General features: G+C 69.8%; 16 protein-coding genes. 5 read left to right on the plus strand and 11 right to left on the minus strand.

Features of this window, described 5'->3' with window-relative positions; translation table 11 throughout:
• Nucleotide 1: 1 nt before the first annotated feature.
• The 7 genes from HWX14_RS13785 to gtdA form a co-directional block, all read right to left on the minus strand.
• Nucleotides 2–436, minus strand: coding sequence for a YeeE/YedE family protein (locus tag HWX14_RS13785; protein ID WP_175883221.1), 435 nt, complete (start codon nt 434–436; stop codon nt 2–4).
• A complete protein-coding gene (locus HWX14_RS13790; protein WP_175883222.1) occupies nt 426–776 on the minus strand; it encodes a metalloregulator ArsR/SmtB family transcription factor in 351 nt (116 codons plus the stop codon). The genes HWX14_RS13785 and HWX14_RS13790 overlap by 11 nt, the downstream gene beginning before the upstream one ends.
• A gap of 109 nt (nt 777–885) precedes the next feature.
• Complete coding sequence (locus HWX14_RS13795) at nt 886–2247, minus strand: aromatic acid/H+ symport family MFS transporter (protein WP_175883223.1); 1362 nt, start codon at nt 2245–2247, stop codon at nt 886–888.
• Between the two features lie 79 nt (nt 2248–2326).
• Complete coding sequence (locus tag HWX14_RS13800; protein ID WP_175883224.1) at nt 2327–3535, minus strand: 3-hydroxybenzoate 6-monooxygenase; 1209 nt, start codon at nt 3533–3535, stop codon at nt 2327–2329.
• 32 nt (nt 3536–3567) lie between these two features.
• Nucleotides 3568–4209: a maleylacetoacetate isomerase gene (maiA, locus tag HWX14_RS13805; protein ID WP_175883225.1), complete on the minus strand. Its 642-nt coding sequence runs from the start codon at nt 4207–4209 to the stop codon at nt 3568–3570.
• Nucleotides 4210–4243: 34 nt separating this feature from the next.
• Nucleotides 4244–4942: a fumarylacetoacetate hydrolase family protein gene (locus tag HWX14_RS13810; RefSeq protein ID WP_175883226.1), complete on the minus strand. Its 699-nt coding sequence runs from the start codon at nt 4940–4942 to the stop codon at nt 4244–4246.
• A gap of 86 nt (nt 4943–5028) precedes the next feature.
• A complete protein-coding gene (gene gtdA, locus HWX14_RS13815; protein ID WP_175883227.1) occupies nt 5029–6072 on the minus strand; it encodes a gentisate 1,2-dioxygenase in 1044 nt (347 codons plus the stop codon).
• A 168-nt stretch (nt 6073–6240) separates the two neighbouring features.
• On the opposite strand from gtdA, the gene HWX14_RS13820 reads away from it, so the two are divergent.
• On the plus strand, nt 6241–7185 hold the full coding sequence (locus HWX14_RS13820; protein WP_175883228.1) for a LysR substrate-binding domain-containing protein: 945 nt from the start codon (nt 6241–6243) through the stop codon (nt 7183–7185).
• Nucleotides 7186–7267: 82 nt separating this feature from the next.
• Here HWX14_RS13820 and HWX14_RS13825 read toward each other — a convergent pair whose 3' ends face one another.
• The 4 genes from HWX14_RS13825 to HWX14_RS13840 form a co-directional block, all read right to left on the minus strand.
• Nucleotides 7268–8536, minus strand: coding sequence for an FAD/NAD(P)-binding oxidoreductase (locus HWX14_RS13825; RefSeq protein WP_175883229.1), 1269 nt, complete (start codon nt 8534–8536; stop codon nt 7268–7270).
• Nucleotides 8533–8766 carry a 2Fe-2S iron-sulfur cluster-binding protein gene (locus HWX14_RS13830; RefSeq protein WP_012338331.1) on the minus strand — a complete coding sequence of 78 codons (234 nt, stop codon included), beginning with the start codon at nt 8764–8766 and terminating at the stop codon, nt 8533–8535. Before HWX14_RS13830 ends, HWX14_RS13825 begins: the two co-directional genes overlap by 4 nt.
• Nucleotides 8767–8965: 199 nt before the next feature.
• Nucleotides 8966–10093 carry an FAD-dependent oxidoreductase gene (locus tag HWX14_RS13835; RefSeq protein ID WP_175883230.1) on the minus strand — a complete coding sequence of 376 codons (1128 nt, stop codon included), beginning with the start codon at nt 10091–10093 and terminating at the stop codon, nt 8966–8968.
• Nucleotides 10090–11022 carry a 4-hydroxyproline epimerase gene (locus HWX14_RS13840; RefSeq protein WP_175883580.1) on the minus strand — a complete coding sequence of 311 codons (933 nt, stop codon included), beginning with the start codon at nt 11020–11022 and terminating at the stop codon, nt 10090–10092. The genes HWX14_RS13835 and HWX14_RS13840 overlap by 4 nt, the downstream gene beginning before the upstream one ends.
• A 251-nt stretch (nt 11023–11273) precedes the next feature.
• Between HWX14_RS13840 and HWX14_RS13845 the strand changes: the two genes are divergently transcribed.
• The 4 genes from HWX14_RS13845 (at nt 11274) to HWX14_RS13860 (ending at nt 16734) form a co-directional block, all read left to right on the plus strand.
• On the plus strand, nt 11274–12194 hold the full coding sequence (locus HWX14_RS13845; RefSeq protein ID WP_011547925.1) for a dihydrodipicolinate synthase family protein: 921 nt from the start codon (nt 11274–11276) through the stop codon (nt 12192–12194).
• Nucleotides 12195–12417: 223 nt separating this feature from the next.
• Nucleotides 12418–14043 (plus strand): APC family permease, encoded by a 1626-nt coding sequence (locus tag HWX14_RS13850; protein WP_175883231.1) that lies wholly within the window; start codon nt 12418–12420, stop codon nt 14041–14043.
• A gap of 83 nt (nt 14044–14126) precedes the next feature.
• Nucleotides 14127–15719, plus strand: coding sequence for an aldehyde dehydrogenase (NADP(+)) (locus HWX14_RS13855; protein WP_175883232.1), 1593 nt, complete (start codon nt 14127–14129; stop codon nt 15717–15719).
• On the plus strand, nt 15712–16734 hold the full coding sequence (locus HWX14_RS13860; RefSeq protein WP_175883233.1) for an Ldh family oxidoreductase: 1023 nt from the start codon (nt 15712–15714) through the stop codon (nt 16732–16734). Before HWX14_RS13855 ends, HWX14_RS13860 begins: the two co-directional genes overlap by 8 nt.
• Nucleotides 16735–17073: the final 339 nt, after the last annotated feature.

Genomic DNA, 17073 nt, shown 5'->3' on the forward strand with positions numbered 1-17073 from the left:
GTCAGCCTCCCGGCACGTGCAGCCGCACGAAGACGGTCGCGAAGCCGGCGACCATGAAGGTCGCCGTCGCGACCGCCGAGCGCAGCGCCCCGCGCGATATCCCGCACACGCCGTGACCGCTCGTGCAGCCGCCCGCGTACCGCGTGCCGACCCCGACCAGCAGCCCGGCCGCCAGCAATTCAGGCCAGCTGGCGTCGACCTGCGGCGTCAGGCCGCTCCCGACGAAGCGCATCGCAACGGGCGCGGCGATCATCCCGGCGATGAACGCCGCGCGCCAGCCGCGCTCTGCGCCGCCGGCCGTCAACAAACCGCCGACGATCCCGCTGATGCCGGCAATCCGGCCGTTGAACGCGACGAGCCACGCGGCCGCGAGCCCGATCAGCACGCCGCCGGCCAGCGACAGCCACGGCGTGAAATGAAGCGTATCAACCTGCATCGCGCGCCTCCTTCGCGGCCGCGCCGCAAAACTGTTCGTACAGTACGCCCATCACCGCGACCACGGCCGGACTGTCGAGCGAATAGCGGATGGTCTTGCCTTCGCGGCGCGTACGGACCAGCGCGTTGTCCCGCAACACGCCGAGCTGCTGCGACAGCGTCGGTTGATGGATGTCCAGTCGCGCCTCGAGATCGCTCACGCAGCACTCGCCCTGCGACAGTTCGCACAGCAGCAGCAACCGGTCGGGATTCGACATCACCTTGAGGAGCGCGCAGGCCGATTCGGCGGCGGCGCGCATCTGATCGAGTCCGGGCAGCCCGGCGGGAAGATCGTCGTTCATCGGAGCGGAATACGATTAAAGAATGAATATTATATAAATTTATATATCAATCGTATCCCGCTGCATCCCGCTGCTTGCCGAATCGGCAATCCGGCCGCCTTTCCTTCTGTCAGGCCTGCTTGCCCGCCATCCCGCCGGCGGCGGCCGCCCGTACCGCACCGGCACGAACCACGCCGAGCGCCAGCACCGCGACCGCCGCGATCACGCATGGCGCGGCAACGACGGCGAACGCGGTCGACAGCGGCACGCCCATCGCCAGCATCGCGCCGCCGGCCATCGAGCCGATCACCGAGCCGCCTCGCCCAATCCCGTTCGCCCAGCTCACGCCGGTCGTCCGGCACTCGGTCGGATAGAACGCGGCCGACAGCGCGTTCGCACCGACTTGCGAGCCCGATACGCAGAAGCCGGCGGCGAACACCGCGAGCGCCGCGCCCCACGGCGACGCGGCGAACACGCCGATCGCCGCGACGCAGGCGCCGGCCGCCGCATAGCTGCACGCCAGCACGCGATGCGGATCGAAGCGGTCCATCAGCCAGCCGAGGACGATCGCGCCGAGCGTGCCGCCGACCTGGAACATCGCGGTCACGCGCGCGGCGGTCTGCAACGTCGCGCCGGTCGTGCGCAGCAGCGTCGGCAGCCAGCTCGACAGCAGGTAGATGACGAGCAGGCTCATGAAGAACGTGAGCCACAGCAGCAGCGTGCCGCGCAGCAAGTCGGCGGCGAACAGCCGGCCGAGCGGCGACCCGGCCGGCTTGCCGGCAGGCGCGATGAACGATGCGTGCGCGAGGTGCGGATCCGGCGCGATACGGCCGAGCATCGTCGCGATCCGCGCGGACGGCGCGCCCTGGTTGACGAGATAGCGCACCGATTCCGGCAGTCGCCACGCGAGCAGCGGCAGGAGCAGCAGCGGCGCCACGCCGCCGACGACCAGCACCGCGCGCCAGCCGTGGTACTCGATCAGCGACGCGGCCGCGAGCCCGCCGAGCGCGGAGCCGATCGTGAAACCGCAGAACATCGTCGTCACGAGCAGCGAGCGACGGCGCGCCGGACAGTATTCGGACGTCAGCGTGATCGCATTCGGCATCGCGCCGCCGAGTCCGAGCCCGGTCACGAAGCGCCACACGATCAGCTCGGTCAGGCCGCCCGCGCTCGCCGACGCGGCGCTCGCGATGCCGAAGCATGCCACGCATGCGAGCAGCAGCCGCTTGCGGCCGAACCGGTCGCCGAACGGCCCGAACACGAGCGCGCCGGCCATCAGCCCGGCCAATCCCGCGCCGAACACCGGCGCGAGCTGCGCGGCCGACAAGCCCCATTGCGCGCGGATGACCGGCGCGATGAAGCCGATCGACGCGGTATCGAATCCGTCGATCGCGACGATCAGAAAGCACAGGACGACGATCGCGGCCTGAAACGGCGCAAGGCGATGCCGGTCGATCCATTCGCTGACGTCGATGGACAGCGTATCGGCCATGATGGTGTCTCCTCCAGGAAGGCGGCGCGCGTCGTAGTCGTTGAAATGCGCGCCGCCGAAATCGGGCTGAACGGGTGCTTTATGCGACCGTCTTCAGGCAATCCTCCGCACGCCAGCCGTGCAGCCAGTCGAGCGCGTCGTAGAACTGTGGGTCGGTGCGCCCGACCCACAGCCCGTTGCGCACCTGCCGCTCGACGCCCTTCGCGTGATAGATCCGCCCCATCTCGCGCGCCGAATACAGCACGCGTGCGGTGCGCGGAATCCGCACGCTTTGGTACAGCGCGAACGCGGCCTCGAAATCGCCGTCCGCCTGCGCAACCGCCGCGCCGAGCGTCACCGCATCCTCGAGCGCCTGGCACGCGCCCTGCGCGATGTATTGCGTCATCGGATGCGCGGCGTCGCCGAGCACCGTCGCGCGGCCCGCGCTCCAGCGCTCGACCGGATCGCGGTCGGCGGTGGCCCAGCGCTTCCACGACGTCGGCCGGTCGAGCATCTGTTTCGGCAGCGGATGGATACCGTCGAAATACGACAGCACTTCTTCCTTGCTGCCCTCGCGCACGCCCCAGGTCTCCTGCTCGCGGCTGTGGAACGTGACGACGAGGTTGTACTGCCGCCCGCCGCGCAGCGGATAGTGGACCAGATGGCAATGCGGGCCGGCCCACACGACCGGCGCATTGATCTGCAGATCCTTCGGCATGTCGTCGACGTCCACCACCGCGCGATACACGACGTGGCCCGTCACGCGGTGCGCATCGCCGATCAGCGCCTGACGGATCGCGGACTTCACGCCGTCGCAGCCGATCACCGCATCGGCACGATAGCGTTCGCCGTGCTGGTCGATCACGGTCACGCCGCGGCCGTCCTGCTCGAACCCGCACACCTGCGTGCTCGTCCGGAACTCGATCAGCGGATGATCGTTGACCGCCTCGTAGATCGACAGATGAATATCCGCGCGATGAATCACCGCGTACGGATTGCCGAAGCGCTCGCGATACGCGGCGCCGGTATCGATGCGTACGACCTCGCGCGCATCGATCGCGTCCATCAGTTGCAGCCGGTCGGTCAATACCGCCCGGCCGCGTGCCGCTTCGCCGACACCCAGCGCATCGAGCGCATTGAACGCGTTCGCGGCGAGCTGGATGCCCGCGCCGATCTCGCCGATCCGGTCGGCCTGTTCGAGCAGCTTCACGCGAATGCCCTGACGCGCGAGCGCCAGCGCCGCCGCGAGCCCGCCGATACCGCCGCCGATCACGAGTACGCGCCGGCCGTTGTTGATTGTCTCGTCCATGTTCGTCTCCTGTTGCAATGACGCGATTCGTGTTACGCAACGTAATCCGGTTGCCGCTGCGGTTGCGCGGCCTCGAACGCCGGCTCGTGCCGCGCGTGCTCGACCACCGCGAGGCAGCGCGGATACGCGCTCAGGTCGCACTCCATCCGCAGCGCGTTCGCGACCTGCGGCACCAGGCATACGTCGGCGAGCGTCGGCGTATCGCCGAAGCACCACGGGCCCTCGTCCGCACGCGCCAGCAGCCGCTCGACGCCGGCCATCCCTTCCGCGACCCAGTGCCGGTACCACGCGGCCTTCTGCTGCGGCGTGACCTTCAGCTCGCTGTCGAGATAGCGCAGCACGCGCAGGTTGTTGACCGGATGGATGTCGCAGGCAATCAGCGCGGCCAGTTCCAGCACGCGCGCCCGGCGCCGCGGTTCGAGCGGAATCAGCCGAGGCGTCGGCTGGATCTGGTCGAGGTAATCGAGGATCGCGAGCGACTGGCCGAGACGGAAATCGCCGTCGGTCAGCGCCGGCACCGCGGCCGACGGGTTCACCCGCGCGACGTAATCGGCGTCGCGATGCTCGCCGGCGCGGATGTTCACCGGCAGCGTGTCGTACGGCAGCCCTTTCAGCGCGAGCGCGATGCGCACCCGGTAGGACGTCGAACTGTTGAAGAAGCTATGCAGTTGCACGATGTGACCTTTCGAGGAAATCGACGAACGCGCGTCAGACCACGCGCACGGTCAGTTCGCCGAGACGCTCGACGCCGACCTTCATCACGTCGCCCGCGACCACCGCGCCGACCCCTTCGGGCGTGCCCGTGAAGATCACGTCGCCCGGTTCGAGGCGGAAGAACTTCGACAGGTCGGCCACCGTCTCCGCGACCGACCAGATCAGGTGCGACACGTCGCTCTTCTGCTTCGTCGCGCCGTTGACGGTCAGCCACAGGCCGCCCTGCTCGAAATGACCGACGTCGCGCGCCGGATGCACGGGCCCGATCGGCGCCGAACGGTCGAACGCCTTGCCGATTTCCCACGGCCGGCCCATCTCGCGCATCTTCATCTGCAGGTCGCGGCGCGTCATGTCGAGGCCGACCGCATAGCCCCACACGTGATCGAGCGCACGCTCGAGCGGAATGTCCGCGCCGCCCTTGCCGATCACCGCGACGAGTTCGGCTTCGTAGTGATAGTTCTGCGTCTGCGATGGATACGCGAGCTCGATCGTGTCGCCGTATGCCGCCGGCACGATCGAATCGGCCGGCTTGCAGAAGAAGAACGGCGGCTCGCGATCGGGATCGAAGCCCATTTCGCGCGCATGCGCCGCGTAGTTGCGGCCGACGCAATAGACGCGGCGTACTGCAAACCGGGCGTCACTGCCGGCGACGGGCAGCGCCACCGGCGCTTCGGGCGGGAAAACGAAAGTCATGAACGGCTCCAGCGTGGGCATGAATGAAGGGGCGCGCGCCTTGGCGGCGGCGCACGGAAAAAACGGATCGTGGAAAGCAGCCGGCGTCAGTCGCGCGCTTCGCGCAGCAGGTTCAGCGCGGACAGCACGGGCCGGTCGGAATAGCTGAACAGCACGCTGTCGGACGACGCCGACAGCCGCACCGGCGCCCACGACGGCGCGACGAAGATGTCGTGCGGCTCGAACGCGAATGCCCGGTCGCCGATCAACGCGGTGCCGCTGCCCTCGACGACGCAATAGACCGTCGCGTCGGTGCTGCGGTACGGGCGGCCGTCGAAGCCGGCGGGCAGGAATTGCATGAAGGTAGCGATGGTCGGCATCGGCCAGCCGCCCGTCGCGGGGTTCACGTAGCGCAGCTTCACGCCGTCCCACGCATCGAGCTCGCCGTTCCGGTACAGCGCGTCGAGCGCCTCGCGGCTGCGCGCATACGGATAGCTGAACACCGGCGACGTCGGATCGCTGACGCGATGCCGCAGCGGCACCATGTTGTGACCGAAGCGCGCGAAGCTGTCGCCTTCCGGACGATTCACCGGCTGCACGGCTTCCGGGTAGTTCTCCGCGAAACCGGCGTCGAGGTTCGCGACCAGCGGGATGTCGAGCCCGTCGAGCCACACGACCGGCTCGCCGCCGTCTTCCACCGACGGATTGCCGTGGTCGTGCCATGCCCACGACGGCGTGATGATGAAGTCGCCCGGATGCATCGTGGTACGCTCGCCGTTCACGGCCGTCCACGCGCCCTTCCCTTCGACGATGAAGCGCAGCGCCGACTGCGTATGACGGTGGCTCGGCGCGATCTCGCCCGGCAGGATCAACTGCAGCCCCGCATACAGGCTCGGCGTCATGCTCGACTTGCCCGGCAGCCCCGGGTTCTCCAGCACCAGCACGCGGCGCACCGCTTCCTCGGCGCTGATCACGCTGCCGGCCTGCATCACGAGGTCGCGCACCTGCGCGTACTTCCAGATCGCGGCCTGCGCGGCCGGCTGCGGCGAGCTCGGCACGAGGTTGTGCAGCGATTCCCACAGCGGCGCCAGGCGCTGCTCGGCGATCCGTGCGTAGTAAGCGGCGCGTGTCGCGTCCGGATGGGTCGTCATGATGTCTCCTTCGGGGGCGGCCGATCGGCGTCGGCGCCGGGTCTGTCTGGTCGGGGACGTGCTGCAGTCCGTCAGCAGATTTATATTCGACACAGACATACCCAGTAAAATGGTCAAATCATCTGATCCATATGTTTCTGGATATACCTACCCGCGACGAGGCGTGCAATGGACTGGACCCACCGGCTGCGATTGCGGCATCTGCAGGTACTGCTGAGCCTGGCCGGCACCGGCAACCTGAGCCACTCGGCGGTCGCGCTCGCGACCACGCAGCCGGCGCTGTCGAAGTGGCTGAAGGAGCTGGAAGAGGATGTCGGGCTGCCGCTGTTCGAGCGCCATGCGCGCGGGCTGCGGCCGACGCCTTACGGCGAAGCGCTGATCGAGCATGCGCGCCGCGTCGAAGCGCAGCTCGACATCGCGCGCGACGACATGGCCGCGTTGCGCGAAGGCGGCAGCGGCCTCGTGACGATCGGCACGTCGGGCGTCGCGGCGGCCGACACGGTGCCGTTCGCGGTATCGCAGTTGCTGAAACGGATGCCGCGTGCGCAGGTGCGGCTCACCGAAAGCACGATGAACCAGTTGATGCCGCAGCTCGCGCGCAGCGAACTGGATATCGTCGTCGGCCGCTCGGGTTCGACGTCCGTCGATCCACTGCTGCATGCCGAGGCGCTGTATGTCGATCCGGTCGTGTTCGTCGCGCGGCCCGACCATGCGCTGGCCGGCGCGACGTCGCTCGGCTGGGACGACGTGCTCGCCTATCCGTGGATCGTGTGGCCGGCGGGCACGCCCGTCCACAATGCGCTGGAGGCCGCACTGCAAGCCGCCGGCCGCGTGCAGCCGCCGCACTGCGTCGAATCGAATTCGTCGATCCTCAACCTCACGCTGCTGAACAACACCGACCTGCTCGGCGTCGCGTCGCATCGCGCCGCGCGGCGCTTCGCGCAACTGAACGCGATCCGCATCCTGCCGATGGAGCTCGAGGGCCAGGGCGCGGTGTCGATGTACTGGCACCCCGACAGCGCGAACCGCGCGGCCGTGGCCGCGACGATCGAGTGCCTGCGCGCCTGTGCGGCGCCGCAGGTCGGCGGATGGGAGAAAGTGAAGGTGGAATGACAGGCGGAACGGGGGGGACGGGCGCGGCCCGGCGCGAACCGGGCCGCTTCACCGCGACGCTGCGCGCGTCATGCGGCGCGCGTCATGCGCCGTCGCAGGATTCCATGCCGTCGAGCATCAGCGTGCCGACCCGCGCGGGCACGAGCGGCGTGCGCGGCGCCGGCGGCGTCCAGCCGAACAGCGCCTGCGCGGCCGCGCCGCACACGCGCCCCTGGCACGCGCCCATCCCGCAGCGTGACTGCAGTTTGGCGGCCGTCCAGCCCGGTTCCCGTGCGACCGCATCGAACCGCACGTCTTCGCACCGGCACAGCAGCGTGTCGGGCCGCGCGAGCCGGCGAATCGGCTCCCGGATCGCGAAGCGCTCGCGTACGGCATCCGCGAACGCCTGCCAGTGCGCGCGCCGTGCAATCAGCGCGACCAGTCGTGCGGTCTGCCCGGTCGCCGCATAGCCGGCGATTTCGCCTTCGACCATCGCCAGCTCGCTGCCGCCGACGCCCGTGCACTCGCCCGCCGCGAAATACCCGTCGCGGCTCGTGCGCTGGTGCGCGTCGACCGCCACCGCGCCGTTGTCGACCCGGCAGCCGAGATGGCTCGGCAGCACGGTATTCGGCACGAGGCCGAAGCCGCACGCGAGCCGGTCGCAGTCGACGTCGAATTCGCGATCGCCTTGGCGGATCCGCACGCGTTCGAGCCGCTGGTCGCCGAATGCCTCGACGACGTGCGCATCGGGCCGATACGCGGCCGTGACGAGCTTCGCGGCCTGCGCGAGCTTCGACGGCCAGCGCCACAACCCCGCGCCGAAGCCGGCCACGTCGCCCCATGCGGCCTGTTCGAGCACGTGCGACACGCGCGCGCCGGCCTGCCGGGCCGTCGCCGCGCTCGCCAGCAGCAACGGCCCGCTGCCCGCGATCACCGTGCGCTGCCGGCGCACGTCGAGCCCGTATTTGATCAGCGCCTGCAAGCCGCCCGCGCCGGTCACGCCCGGCAGGGTCCAGCCCGGAAACGGCAGCAGCAGCTCGCGGGCGCCGCAGCAGAGAATCAGCGTCCGGAAATCGAGCAAAAGCCCGCGTTCGTCGTCTTCGAGCAGCAGCGTGCCCGGCTGCGTTTCGGCGACGATGCGCGTCGCCGCGAGGTGCGTGACGTTCCGCTGCCGCAGCACGGCGAGGCGTTCGGCGGCGGCCGGCGTCGGCGCGGCGGCTGCCGGCTGCCGCCAGATCTGCCCGCCCGCGCGCGGGTTGTCGTCGACGATCGCAACGGTCGCGCCGCTTCGCGCGGCGGCCCGCGCGGCCGACAGCCCGGCCGGGCCCGCGCCGACGATCGCGACGTCGACGCTCAGTCGTTCCTGTTTCATCGCGTGCGCTCCACCTGCATGCCGTCGCGGCACAGCGTCTGACACGCGAGCCGGCGTCGGCCGTCGATCGTCATCCGGCATTCCTGGCAGATGCCCATCCCGCAAAACGGCGCTCGCGCCGCGCCCGTGCACGACACGCGTGTCGTGTCGTCGCCGCTCGCCGCAACGGCGGCCGCGACGGTCGCGCCGTCGGCCACCGTCAGCGCGCGGCCGTCCAGATGAATGATCATGTCAGCCTCCGCCGAGCCGCCCCAAGGGCGTAGCAGGGAATTCGCAGAGCATCGCTCTGCGCCTGCGTAGCCGGCCGGCTTTGCAAAGCCGGCCGTGGGCGGCTGACCGCCCCCGCGGGGGGCGCGTTGCATGGGACCGGAGCAAGCGCTGAAGCGCCAACTCCGGTCGGCAGCGAGCGAAGTGAGCGTGGGGGTCGTTTCATGTCAGCGCTCCGGCTACGTGAGACGCGGTCAGGAAGCGTCCCGGCAAATACGGTTCGATATCGATGGGCGGCCGTTCGCCGGCCATCAGCGCGGCGACGAGCCGCGCGCTGCCCGGCGCGGTCGTCACGCCGAGCCCTTCGTGCCCGACCGCGAGCCACACGCCCGGCCGCGCCGGGTGCTCGCCGAGCAGCGGCAAGCCGTCGGGGCTCGCGGAGCGGAAGCCGGTCCATGCGCGGATGCCGTTCAGGTCGGCCAGATCCGGCAGATAGCCGACCGCGCGGCGCAGCATCCGCGCGAGCACCGGCGGCTCGACCTGCGCGTCCTCGGTGTCGAACTGGCGCGACGAGCCGATCAGCAGTTGGCCGGTCGGCCGCGGCTGCACGTTGAACGCGACCGACGTGCCGTCGCTCGCGTGCGCGCTCGCCGCATAGCCGAGCTCGACGAGCTGGTGCGATACGTGGCCCGGATAGCGGTCGGTAATCAGCAGATGGCCCTTTTTCGGGCGCAGCGGCAGCTCGGGCAGCAGCGTGCGCGCCGCGACGCCGTTCGCGACGACCACCCGCTCCGCGCGCAGCACGTCGCCGCTCGCGAGCGTCACGCTCGCGCCGTCGACCGCGACGGCCCGCTCGCGACGCAACGTGATGCGCGGTGCGCGCTGCAGCAGCCAGTTCGCGGTGACGGGCGCATAGAGGATCGCGTCGCCCGGAATCTTCAGCGCGCCGCCGAGGCCCGCGCGCAACATCGGCTCCAGTCGCGCGAGCGTTGCCGCGTCGATCAGCTCGCCGGCCACGCCGTGCGCGGCGAGCGTCGCCTGCTTCGCGCGCGCCAGATCCATCTCGTGCGCATCGGCCGCAAGCCACAGCGTGCCGCAGTTGCGGTACGCGCAGCCGTCGGGCATCTCGCCGCTCAACTTGCGCCACAGCTCGATCGAGTAATGGCTCAGCGCGAGCTCGGCCGCGTTGTCGTCCATCGCGACGAGGTGGCCCATGCCCGCGCCGGTCGCGCCGCCGCTCGCGTCGTCGACGACGAGCACGCGCAGCCCGCGCTGCGCGAGTTCGTGCGCGCACGCCGCGCCGACGATGCCGGCGCCGATCACGACAACGTCGGTCTTCGTTTCGCTCACGACCCGATGCCCCAGCCGAACGGATCGTCTTCGTCGATCAGCAGCGTCGCTTCCGCGCTCAGGTGCGCGCTGCCGCGAATGGTCGGCACGATGCCGCCGTCGGCCAGTTCGTAGCTCGCGTGGAACACGCTGCCGATCACGCTCGCCTGCCGCCACACGGCGCCCGGCGCGAGCTTGCCGTCGGCCGCGAGGCACGCGAGCTTGGCGCTGGTGCCGGTGCCGCACGGCGAACGGTCGTACGCGAGGCCCGGGCACAGCACGAAGCTGCGGCTGTCGTGCTCGGGATCGTCGGCGAACAGCTCGATGTGGTCGATCTCGCCGCCGTTCGCGCCGGTGATGCCCGCGCGTTCGAGCCCTTCGCGCACGGCCGACGCATACGCGGTGAGCGCCGCGACGTTGTCGCCGGCCACGCGCTGCCCGTGGTCGCTGATCAGGAAGAACCAGTTGCCGCCCCACGCGACGTCGCCCTTCACGGGGCCGTATCCCGGCACGTCGAGCGCGACACCCTGCACATGGCGATACGCGGGCACGTTGCGCACGCTGACCGACAGGTCGTCGTGCAGCGTCGCCTCGACGGTGCCGACCGGCGTCTCGATCCGGTGCACGCCGGGCGCGATGCGTCCCATGTGATGCAGCGTGCGCACGACGCCGATCGTGCCGTGCCCGCACATCCCGAGATAGCCGCTATTGTTGAAGAAGATCACGCCGGCCGCCGCGTCGGCCGCCACCGGGTCGCACAGCAGCGCGCCGACCAGCACGTCGCTGCCGCGCGGCTCGAGGATGCACGCGGTGCGGTAACGGTCGTGCTCGCGGGCGAGCACGTCGCGGCGCTCGGCCATCGTGCCGTTGCCGAGCGACGGAAAGCCGGACACGACGAGCCGAGTGGGTTCGCCGCCCGTGTGCGAATCGATGGTCTGGATGCGCTTCATCATGAGCCGTCCGAAGTGGGGAAAGGAGCATAGCTTCCTCCGTCGCGCGTCCGTCCGCTTGTGGCTTTTCGATGAGGACGACGACGAAATCGGCATAGTGCGACGCGCCCTTCGCGCCCCTGCCGGCCGCTGTGCCGATTTCGTCATTTTGCTCCGCGATACGACTCAAGCGTGATGGGCGTTTGCGCAGCGATACTGGTTGCCACACCGACACACCCGTCGGCCGACCGATACGAACGTAGGAGATTTCAGTGAGCCGCAAAGCCATTCAGTGGACCGGGGTTTTCCCGGCCGTCAGCACCCAGTTCAAGCCGGACTTTTCCCTCGACATCGACGCCACGCACCGCGTGGTCAAGAACCTGGTGAATGACGGCGTGTCGGGCCTCGTCGTCTGCGGCACGGTCGGCGAAAACACGTCGCTGTCGACGAGCGAGAAACTCCAGGTGATCGAGGCCGCACGCGACGCGGCCGGCGGCAAGATTCCGGTGATCGCCGGCATCGCCGAGTTCACGACCGAATTCGCGCGCAACACGGTGCGCGAAGCGCAGCGCGTCGGCGTCGACGGCGTGATGGTGATGCCCGCGCTCGTCTACTCGGCGAAGCCGCACGAAACCGCCGCGCACTTCCGCGCGGTCGCGACGAGCACCGACCTGCCGGTGATGGTCTACAACAACCCGCCGATCTACAAGAACGACGTGACGCCCGACGTGCTGATCGCGCTGCAGGATTGCGAGAACATCGTCTGCTTCAAGGATTCGTCGGGCGATACGCGCCGCTTCATCGACCTGCGCAACGCGGTCGGCGATCGCTTCGTGCTGTTCGCGGGCCTCGACGACGTCGTGGTCGAGAGCATCGCCGTCGGCGCCGAAGGCTGGGTGTCGGGTATGTCGAACGCGTTCCCGAAGGAAGGCGAGACGCTGTTCCGCCTCGCGAAGCAGAAGCGCTTCGACGAAGCGCTCGCGCTGTATCGCTGGTTCATGCCGCTGCTGCACCTCGACGCACGCCCGGACCTCGTCCAGTGCATCAAGCTGTGCGAAGAGCTGGTCGGCCGCGGCAGCGCGATCACGCGCCCGCCGCGCCTCGCGCTGCAAGGCGACACGCTCGCGGAAGTGAAGGCGATCGTCGCGAAGGCGCTCGAAACGCGCCCGGCGCTGCCCGACGTCGGTCTCTGATCGACGCCCTGCGGCGGCGCGCGGGTTTGCCCGGTGCGTCGCCGTCCGCGGTCCGGCATGGCCCGCGGGCCCGCTCGCCCCGGCGCCACAGCGCGCCGCGCGTGAACGGGCCGCGGCCCGCCCCGGTCGTTCGAACCGGGCGACGCCGGCCGGCAGGCGTGCGCGCTGCTCCGTCGGAGCGCGCCACGCGCGCCTGCACCGACATTCCCCAGGAGACACGCCCATGCCAGGCCAAGGCAATGCTCACCCGTCTGCCCCGCTTTCCCGTTCCGCGCACCCCGGCGCGGGTCACGGCAAGTTCAAGAAACAGCTATCGCTGACCGATCTCACGTTCATCGGTCTCGGCGCCATTTTCGGTTCGGGGTGGCTGTTCGCCGCGAGTCACGTATCGACGATCGCGGGCCCGGCCGGCATCTTCTCGTGGCTGCTCGGCGGCTTCGCGGTGCTGCTGCTCGGCATCGTCTACTGCGAACTCGGCGCCGCGCTGCCGCGCGCCGGCGGCGTGGTGCGCTACCCGGTGTTCTCGCACGGCCCGCTGCTCGGCTACCTGATGGGCTTCATCACGCTGATCGCGTTCTCGAGCCTGATCGCGATCGAAGTCGTCGCCGCGCGCCAGTACGCGGCCGCGTGGTTTCCGGGCCTGACGGTCGAAGGATCGAGCGACCCGACCACGCTCGGCTGGCTCGTGCAGGCCGCGCTGCTCTGCTTCTTCTTTTACCTGAACTATTCGAGCGTGAAGACGTTCGCGAAGGCGAACAACATCATCAGCATCTTCAAGTTCATCGTGCCGCTCGCGGTGATCGGCGTGCTGTTCACGTTCTTCAAGCCCGCGAACCTGACCGTGCACGGCTTCGCGCCGTTCGGCATGCCGGGCATCGAGATGGCCGTGTCGGCCGGCGGCATCATCTTCGCGTATCTCGGGCTCACGCCGATCGTGTCGGTCGCGAGCGAAGTGCGCAATCCGCAGCGCACGATCCCGATCGCGCTGATCCTGTCGATCCTGCTGTCGACGCTGATCTACGTGCTGCTGCAGCTCGCGTTCATCGGCAGCATTCCCACCGACATGCTCGCCGCCGGCTGGCACGACGTCAGCAAGGCGTTCTCGCTGCCGTACCGCGACATCGCGCTTGCGCTCGGCGTCGGCTGGCTCGCGGTGATGGTCGTCGCCGACGCGATGATCTCGCCGAGCGGCTGCGGCAACATCTACATGAACGCGACGCCGCGCGTCGTCTACGGCTGGGCGAAGACGGGCACGTTCTTCAAGGTGTTCACGCGCGTCGACGAAGCGTCGGGCATCCCGCGCGCGGGCCTGTGGCTCACGTTCGGCCTCGCGATCTTCTGGACGCTGCCGTTCCCGTCGTGGGAAGCGCTGATCAACATCGTGTCGGCCGCGCTGGTGTTGAGCTATGCGGTCGCGCCCGTATCGGTCGCCGCGCTGCGCCGCACCGCGCCCGACCTGCCGCGGCCGTTCCGCGCCAGCGCGTTCGGCGTCACCGGTCCGGCCTCGTTCGTGATCGCCGCGCTGATCGTCTACTGGTCGGGCTGGAGCACGGTGTCCTGGCTGCTCGGGCTGCAGATCGTGATGTTCGTCATCTATCTCGCGTGCCGCCGCTGGGTGCCGACCGCGCACCTGAGCCTCGCCGAGCAGGTGCGTTCGTCCGCGTGGCTGATCGCGTTCTATGCGGCGATGATCGTGCTGTCGTATCTCGGCGGCTTCGGCGGCACGGGCCGGCTCGCGCATCCGTACGACACGGTCGTCGTCGCGGCCGTCGCGCTCGTCATCTACTACTGGGGCGCAAACACCGGCGTGCGCGCCGACAAGCTGCAACTCGACGACGACGAGGACTGACGCGCCCGCGCCCTTTTCCAGCCCTTTTCTCCTTCCATCGGCCGGGCGCATCACGCCCGGCCCTGCTTTTTCCGAGGAAAACCATGCAACTCACAGGTCAGCTCCTGATCGGCCAGTCGGCCATCGCCGGACAGAACGGCACCCTCCACGCGCTCGCCGCCGCCACCGGCGAACCGCTCGAACCGGCGTTCGGCGGCGCGAGCCTGCACGACCTGGAAACGGCGTGCGCGCTCGCCGACGACGCGTTCGACACGTATCGCGAAACGTCGCTCGAAGCACGCGCCGCGTTCCTCGACGCGATCGGCCGCCACATCATGGCGCTCGGCAACGACCTGATCGAGCGCTGCGTCGTCGAAACGGGGCTGCCGCGTGCGCGCATCGAAGGCGAACGCGGCCGCACGGTCGGCCAGCTCGCGCTATTCGCCTCGCTGGTGCGGGACGGCGGTTTTCTCGACGCGCGGATCGATCCGGCGCGCCCCGAGCGCAAGCCGCTGCCGCGTGTCGACCTGCGGCTGCGCAACGTCGCGCTCGGGCCCGTGGCCGTGTTCGGCGCGTCGAACTTCCCGCTCGCGTTCTCGGTGGCCGGCGGCGACACGGCGTCGGCGCTGGCGGCCGGCTGCCCGGTGATCGTCAAGGCGCATTCCGCGCATCCGGGCACGTCGGAACTCGTGGGCCGCGCGATCCAGCAGGCCGCGCGCGAATGCGGGATGCCGGCCGGCGTGTTCTCGCTGCTGTTCGACGCGTCGCGCGAAGTCGGCCAGGCGCTCGTCGCCGATCCGCGCATCAAGGCCGTCGGCTTCACCGGCTCGCGCCGCGGCGGCGTGGCGCTGATGAACATCGCGGCGGCGCGCCCCGAGCCGATTCCGGTCTACGCGGAAATGAGCTCGATCAACCCGGTGCTGCTGTTTCCGGCCGCGCTCGACGCGCGTCACGACGCGATCGCATCGCAATTCGTCGCGTCGCTCACGCTCGGCGCCGGCCAGTTCTGCACGAACCCGGGCCTCGTGCTCGCGGTCGACGGCCCCGCGTTGCGCGCATTCGAAGCCGCGGCGGCCGACGCGGTGCGTGCTGTAGCCGCTCAGACGATGCTGACGCCGCCCATCCACGCGAGCTATGCGCAAGGCGTCGCGGCGCTGCGCGATCACTCGGCCGTCGAACTGCTGGCCGAAGGCGCGGAAGGCGGCCGCCATCAGGCGCGCGCGGCGCTGTTCGCAACCTCTGCGGACGCATTCATCGCCCACCCCGAGTTGCGCGACGAAGTGTTCGGCCCCGCTTCGCTGATCGTCCGCTGCCCGGACGCCGGCACGCTGCATCGCGTACTGAAGTCGCTCGAAGGCCAGTTGACGATCGCCGCGCACCTCGCCGACGGCGACGCGGCGCTGTTCGCCACGCTGCGCCCGACGCTCGAACGCAAGGCCGGCCGCATTCTCGTCAACGGCTTCGGCACGGGCGTCGAGGTCGGCCACGCGATGGTGCACGGCGGCCCGTTCCCCGCGACGTCGGACACGCGCACGACGTCGGTCGGCGCACGCGCGATCGAGCGCTTCCTGCGCCCCGTGTCGTACCAGGACGTTCCGGACGCGCTGCTGCCGCACGCGCTTCGCAGCAGCAATCCGCTGCACGTGCCGCAACGCATCGACGGCGTGCCCGCCCCGCGCGAGGTGAGCCATGTCTGAGCACACCGCCGAAGTCGTGCTGTCGCTCGATGAAGTCCACGCGCTCGCGCTGCGCGTGCTGACGCACCACGGGATGTCCGACGCGCATGCGCGGGCCATCGCGAACGTGATCACGCAGGGCCAGCGCGACGAGTGCCATTCGCACGGCGTGTACCGGCTGCTCGTCTGCGTGCGCTCGCTGAAGAAGGGCAAGGTCGATCCGCAGGCCGTGCCGACGCTGCGCCGGCTGTCGTCGTCGATCGTCGCGGTCGACGCGCATCGCGGCTTCTCGCTGCTGAGCTTCGAGACCGGGTTGCCCGTGCTGGTCGAGATGGCGAAGCAGCACGGCATCGCCGCGATGATGATCAACCACTGCTACCACTTCTCCGCGCTGTGGCCCGAGGTCGAGGCGATCGCCGCCGAAGGGCTGGTCGGCATCGCGATGAACCCGAGCCATAGCTGGGTCGCGCCGGAAGGCGGCCGCGAGCCGGTGTTCGGCACCAACCCGATCGCGTTCGCATGGCCGCGCCCGGCAGGCGAGCCGTTCGTGTTCGATTTCGCGACCAGCGCGATCGCGCGCGGCGACATCGAGCTGCATGCGAAACAGGGCAAGGCGATTCCGCCGCACTGGGCGATCGACGCGGACGGCCAGCCGACCACCGATCCGAAGGCCGCGCTGCAGGGCGCGATGCGCACGTTCGGCGGTCACAAGGGGTCGGCGCTCGCGGCGATGGTCGAGCTGCTCGGCGGCGCGCTGATCGGCGACATGACGAGCCGGGAATCGATGGACTTCGACGAAGGCGTCGGCGCGACGCCGTGCCACGGCGAACTCGTGATCGCGTTCGATCCGAAGGTGTTTCTCGGCGACGATCTCGACGCCGGGCTCGCGCGCGGCGAGCGGATGTTCGAATCGATCGTCGCGCAAGGGGCGCGGCTGCCGTCGCAGCGGCGCTTCGACGCCCGCGCGCGCAGCATCGCGAATGGGGTGCGGGTTCCAAAGGCGCTGTACGACGAGATCCTGACGCTGCTCGATTGACGCGCGATCGAGCGGCACCGCGCGGCTTCATCGTCGGCAAGACGGGCGATGAAGCCGCTGCCGGGCTCCGCTGGCGATGGTCGGCTTTCGACTTCGCGCGTTCCCGCCATTCCGTCTTCGCGCCGCGCTTCGTTCGCTTCGTGCGCTTCGTGCGCTTCGTGCGCCTACGCGCTGCCCGCCGCGCCCCACCCGCGCCGGTCTGCCTTGCCCGCCGGCGCCGCCCGCCCGGCGGCTGTGGGATAATCGCAAAGTTTGCCCAGGGCGCAGCTCAAGAGGTTGTTCGCACGGGCGCGAGAGAGGCCTTTATTCCCGTGCCTCCACCCTTTTCCCGCGATATTT

This window comes from Burkholderia sp. BCC0044, assembly GCF_902832955.1.
Classification (GTDB): Bacteria; Pseudomonadota; Gammaproteobacteria; order Burkholderiales; family Burkholderiaceae; genus Burkholderia.